Source organism: Spirulina sp. 06S082 (genome assembly GCF_034932145.1).
Lineage (GTDB): Bacteria > Cyanobacteriota > Cyanobacteriia > Cyanobacteriales > Spirulinaceae > CCY15215.
Map to the genome: position 1 here is coordinate 1 of NZ_JAYGHV010000455.1, position 4,577 is coordinate 4,577.

The 4,577-nt window shown below is 40.6% G+C and carries 4 protein-coding genes; 3 read left to right on the forward strand and 1 reads right to left on the reverse strand.

What is annotated here, in order from left to right; translation table 11 throughout:
• The 3 genes from VB714_RS26770 to VB714_RS26780 form a co-directional block, all read left to right on the forward strand.
• A partial coding sequence (locus tag VB714_RS26770; RefSeq protein ID WP_323228346.1) for a hypothetical protein occupies positions 1–1,562 on the forward strand: 1,562 nt, incomplete at its 5' end.
• Positions 1,562–2,251 carry a hypothetical protein gene (locus VB714_RS26775; protein ID WP_323228348.1) on the forward strand — a complete coding sequence of 230 codons (690 nt, stop codon included), beginning with the start codon at positions 1,562–1,564 and terminating at the stop codon, positions 2,249–2,251. The genes VB714_RS26770 and VB714_RS26775, both read left to right, overlap by 1 nt.
• Positions 2,252–2,262: 11 nt before the next feature.
• Positions 2,263–3,537, forward strand: coding sequence for a hypothetical protein (locus VB714_RS26780; RefSeq protein WP_323228349.1), 1,275 nt, complete (start codon positions 2,263–2,265; stop codon positions 3,535–3,537).
• Between the two features lie 173 nt (positions 3,538–3,710).
• Here the strand turns inward: VB714_RS26780 and VB714_RS26785 are convergent, their stop codons facing one another.
• The gene (locus tag VB714_RS26785; RefSeq protein ID WP_323228351.1) at positions 3,711–4,412 is read right to left on the reverse strand and encodes a Uma2 family endonuclease; all 702 of its coding nucleotides are present in this window, start codon (positions 4,410–4,412) and stop codon (positions 3,711–3,713) included.
• Positions 4,413–4,577 lie beyond the last annotated feature (165 nt).

Genomic DNA, 4,577 nt, shown 5'->3' on the forward strand with positions numbered 1-4,577 from the left:
AATGTGCTTGGGGAACAAGAAATGGCGATCTTTCTTCACAAGTTAGCCAAGAAACTCGCTTGAGATTGTTAAAAGCAATGTTAAAAGAATGTCATACTCTCATTGAAGAAAACACCGACCAAGATGATGAATTATATGATTGGTTTAATGAACTTCGTACACGAGTTAGAAAAAATAAAAATATTGATGATGAAACAATGCAAAAAATTCTTGACCATGCACGGGAATGGAGTGGAGGAAAGCAATTTTGGGATACTTTGCGCCATCGAGTCCAAGAGTCTTTTCCTAAATTAGTCATTGCACCTGCTCTGAATCCAGTTGTCCTATCTTTTGATATTTTAGAGACACAAATCAGATTAAAAGCGGATAATCTTAAAGAAGAACAAAAGGAGGAAATAAAAAAGCGCTCAGAAAACTTAAAAAACAAACAAAGTCTAATAGGTAAAGATATTCACGAATTGTTCAGGGAGTTCAAAAGGAAAATAGTTAAGATTGTGGAAAAATTAAAAGAAAATCATCCCCAATCTCGTAATGATGCTATAGGTATAGCAGAAACTATGGGGATTCAAGGATTCAAAGAGTTTACAAATGCAGTAGATAACATTTTTGACGGTCTAAATTTCGATTGGATTCAACCTATAGAGAACGCACTAGAGGGAAAAGAATCTGTCTTTGCTTTACGAGATCAACTTCAGGAGAAAATTCCTATTGCTTATGCTGATGATATTGCTAGAAATTACGAAATAATAGTGAAAGTTAGTGAAAAATTCGATCATAATGAAAACCTAAGACATTTTTATGGAAGTGTGCGATCGGGGGATCAAGAAGGAGAGAAGGAACTTGAGGAAATCGAGGAGGCGTATAAGAAACTTTATACAGTAATGCTTGATGGATTGACTCAAGAGGTTGAATTAAAGGTACAAGCACAATGTGTTGTGATCGAAGAAGCAGTACAAAGTTTTGTTGAACATCAAAAAGGTTATGTTTTGGATAAAGTTGATGAAATATTTCCAGCTTTAGTAGAAGCTCTTAAAGCAGAATTTAATCAAATTGTATCTAACTCTCCCACATTACCAGAAGCATTTTTTGATTTTTCTATTGATACTATTGAAGTGGATACTAATATAAAAAAAGAAAAAACAGGAACTACAACTGTACCAGAAACCTATACAAAAACGATTTTTTTCTTCTTTAAAGTTAAAGAGACAAGATCGGTAAAAAAAGATGTTTACAGTGATATTGAATATCAAGAATTAAAAGTCCCAGATTATGAAGAAATGCCTGACCAGTGGAGAGCAGGAATGGAGTCAAGAAGATCGGAACTGTGGCAAGTTTTTTCGACTTGGATTATCAACCATCTGCAAAAAATAAACGATGAGTTTGGATATGCAATAAATCGAGTTATTAAACTAACGGAACGTACACTCCAAGAAAGATTAAAAATGGATGATGAAGAATTTGAAGAAGTGAAAAAGTATTGGTTAAAGATTGAATATCAAACCGATTCGTTAGTGCAACTTCGCCAACAGTTAATACAACAAATAATATGGGAGGGAAGATAGTGAATAACAATAACTCTTTAATTGGTCAAATAACAAATAAATTACAGCCCGTTTTAGAGGAAATTGACCAACAACAATTTCAACAAAATGCCAGCCAAACTATCACACAGGAAAACACCGATACGAATATTAAATTTCTTATATTGTTCGCTTTTGTTTTGGCTGGAATAGGCATTGCAATTTATCTCTTAAACGAAAACCAACCAGATCAGAAGCAACAAAATTCTAGCAACCAACGAAGAAACGATGATGTTGAGAGAACTCCAAGACAAGAAACAAGAGAAATGCAAGAAATGACTTACAACATTATTTTATTTCTTGCTGTAGATGCAGAAGATACTGAAGGAATTATTGACAGTTTAAGGAGAGGACAAAAAATGACTCCAGAAGCTGTGAATATTTTATCTCGAACATCTATAATACAAGCTCTATGGCAAGGTAGTGAGGATCAATTTCATAAGACGGGAATAAACGAGTGTTTTGAATATAATTCGTCTCAAGAACCAAATCAATACGACGTTTATTTGATAAAAATAGAAATAGATGAATGCGAACGAGAGTTTGAGCAAGATGTACCACAAACATCTAGAGGGAGAGGCTTTAAACGTCTTCTAAACAAACCTCATACAATCACAGTTTCTAAAAGATCACCCAAAGAATCTATTAACAATCCTAACCTTTATCGATAGAGGCCAATATTATGCTTATTCCAACTAACTTACTTGCTGAACCGGGGATCGTCCAAGGCTTACTAGATGGTTCTTTGGTTCGTTATGGTAGTGTTATTCGTCATGCTGCGGGAACACCCCAAGGCGGTCAAATTGTCCGTCATTTACTAGAAGCCCCCGGACTGACCAATCAGTTAATGAGTTTGCCTTTTTCACCTGTAACTGGTGCAGTTTCTCTGGTAACAAATACTATCGGTCACGCTGCAACGTACAACAAACTCATTGGCATCGATCGCCAACTTATCGGACTGCAACAAACGGCTTCTTCTATCCTCGGTTTTAGCCAAATTGCCGCAGGTGCAAGCATCTTGAACATTGGGGTCAGTATTGCTGGATTTGCCTATATGGGCTATAAACTCCATCAAACCCAAAAAGCGATCGGCAACCTGCAAAAATCAATGGCAGCAGGGTTCGATCGCCTCGAAGATCGCCTCGATGCCCTTTCCGGACAACTGGCCTATCTTCATCTCCTCGTAGAAGATAGCAGAGAAGAACAACAACGCCTCGGGAATGCGATCGCAGACCTCCATAAAGCCTTGTTAATCAAAAATATAGCCGACCTGCAAGCCGAACTTGAACATCTGAAACGCTTTCCCGATGACTCCCCCAAAGCAGCCCTAAAAACCGCCACTAGCGCCCGTCTATTTCTTGCCAGTCAAGCCACCCAAGCCCCTTTAGAATTCGATGCCAATACCCTTATGCTGGTAGATATCTCCACCCAAGGCTGGGCAGTCGCGATCGCCACAGAAGCAAACCTCCTCCTCCAACACGGGCAGATCCCAGAAGCCCGAGAAGTCCTCGCCCGAGAAATCCCTCGCTTTCAGCAACACGCCCACCAGTGGGCGAAAAGTCTCCTCAACACCGAACGTCCCGAACTCGCTACAGCCCAACGCTTTGCTACTCCCTACTTTAAAAACTGCATTACCCCCGAACGAGTCCAACGCATCACCCAAATTTCGCCAAGCGATCGCGCCCTATCTTCCGACCAGACACTGCAAAAACGCCGAGGCGCTAAAGTAGAACTGGAAATGACCCGCACTCAACCCCAACTCACCTCACAATGGAAATATCGGCAACTGGCGATCGCAGAATATCTCGATACTCTTAGCGAATTGTACGCCAGATTAGATGGGTTGCTTGCCTTTGCCCAACTGTGCGAACAACAAGGGGTTAAAAGCAGCCACGAACTTCTCCCTGATGCCAATGCAAAACCCGGCCTCTATCTCCTCCCCGCCGTTGAAACCTAGACTTCTCGCTTGAGGACTTTAGTGAGAATTATCAATGGAAGGGTTGTTAGTAGGAGGGTGCAAGCCTATATTCTTCCACAATTTTATTAATGGTCACTTCTAAATCAAGAGCATAGCATTTGCATGAGTAAAAATGCGATCGCACTTCCCCTCAAAGTCAGTTTTAGGAAGTTTCAGAGGTTATCAGGGTCTAATCCTTTCGCAAGCAGGCGATCGCGCAACTCTTGCAATGTCCTCTGTACCTGTTCTTTTTCCCGTCGTTCCTCAATCCGTTCCCGTTCAGACTCATCTGGACTTCTTAAATACTCCCCAGTTTGGGGATTGAAAAAACGCATCTGACCATTGGGAAGTAAGCGCAGTTCTAACTCTAAAACCTTTGAATAAATAGACAGAGAACCATCTTCTAATCGATTTGGTGTAATAGTTTGATAAGTATTTCCAACCAAACGCTTGCCTTTCAAAGGAGGATTGAGATAGTCTCCCGTCGGATCGTATTGGAAGTATTCCAAAACCCCCATTTCTGAATAAGTATCGGGTTTATCTCGTTCATCTTTTCTGCGAGTGCTGGCAGATGTTACTTCTAAAACCCAATCGGGAGTTATTCCTCCTTCCTCCCAGACTTTGTAACTTCTGCGAGGGCGATTTTCTACCCCGAAGATGACAAATACATCAGGACTCACCACGGCATCGGGAACTCCCCGTTCGTAGTAGAGGTAGAGATTACCAGAAACGTAGATATCTTCTTGGTTGTGAAAGTAGAATTTGAGGCTTTCTACACCATAAATTAAATAATCCCGTGCGGGGTCACTTTCTGCCATCGGTTCGCCATCGGGTTCGGGGTAAACAATCGGGGTTTTTAGGGGTGCGAGAGTCATGGTTTTCAAGGAGATGAACTAGACCATTTTTGAGCCAAGATTAGAGAATTCGCATTTTAGGCGATCGCAGAGACAGTAGTTCTATCGTACAGAAATTATAGCGCGATCGCGACTAAACTCTTCCTCTAGCTCCTTTCCGGTAGATAAAATAGAAAATAAAGCTAC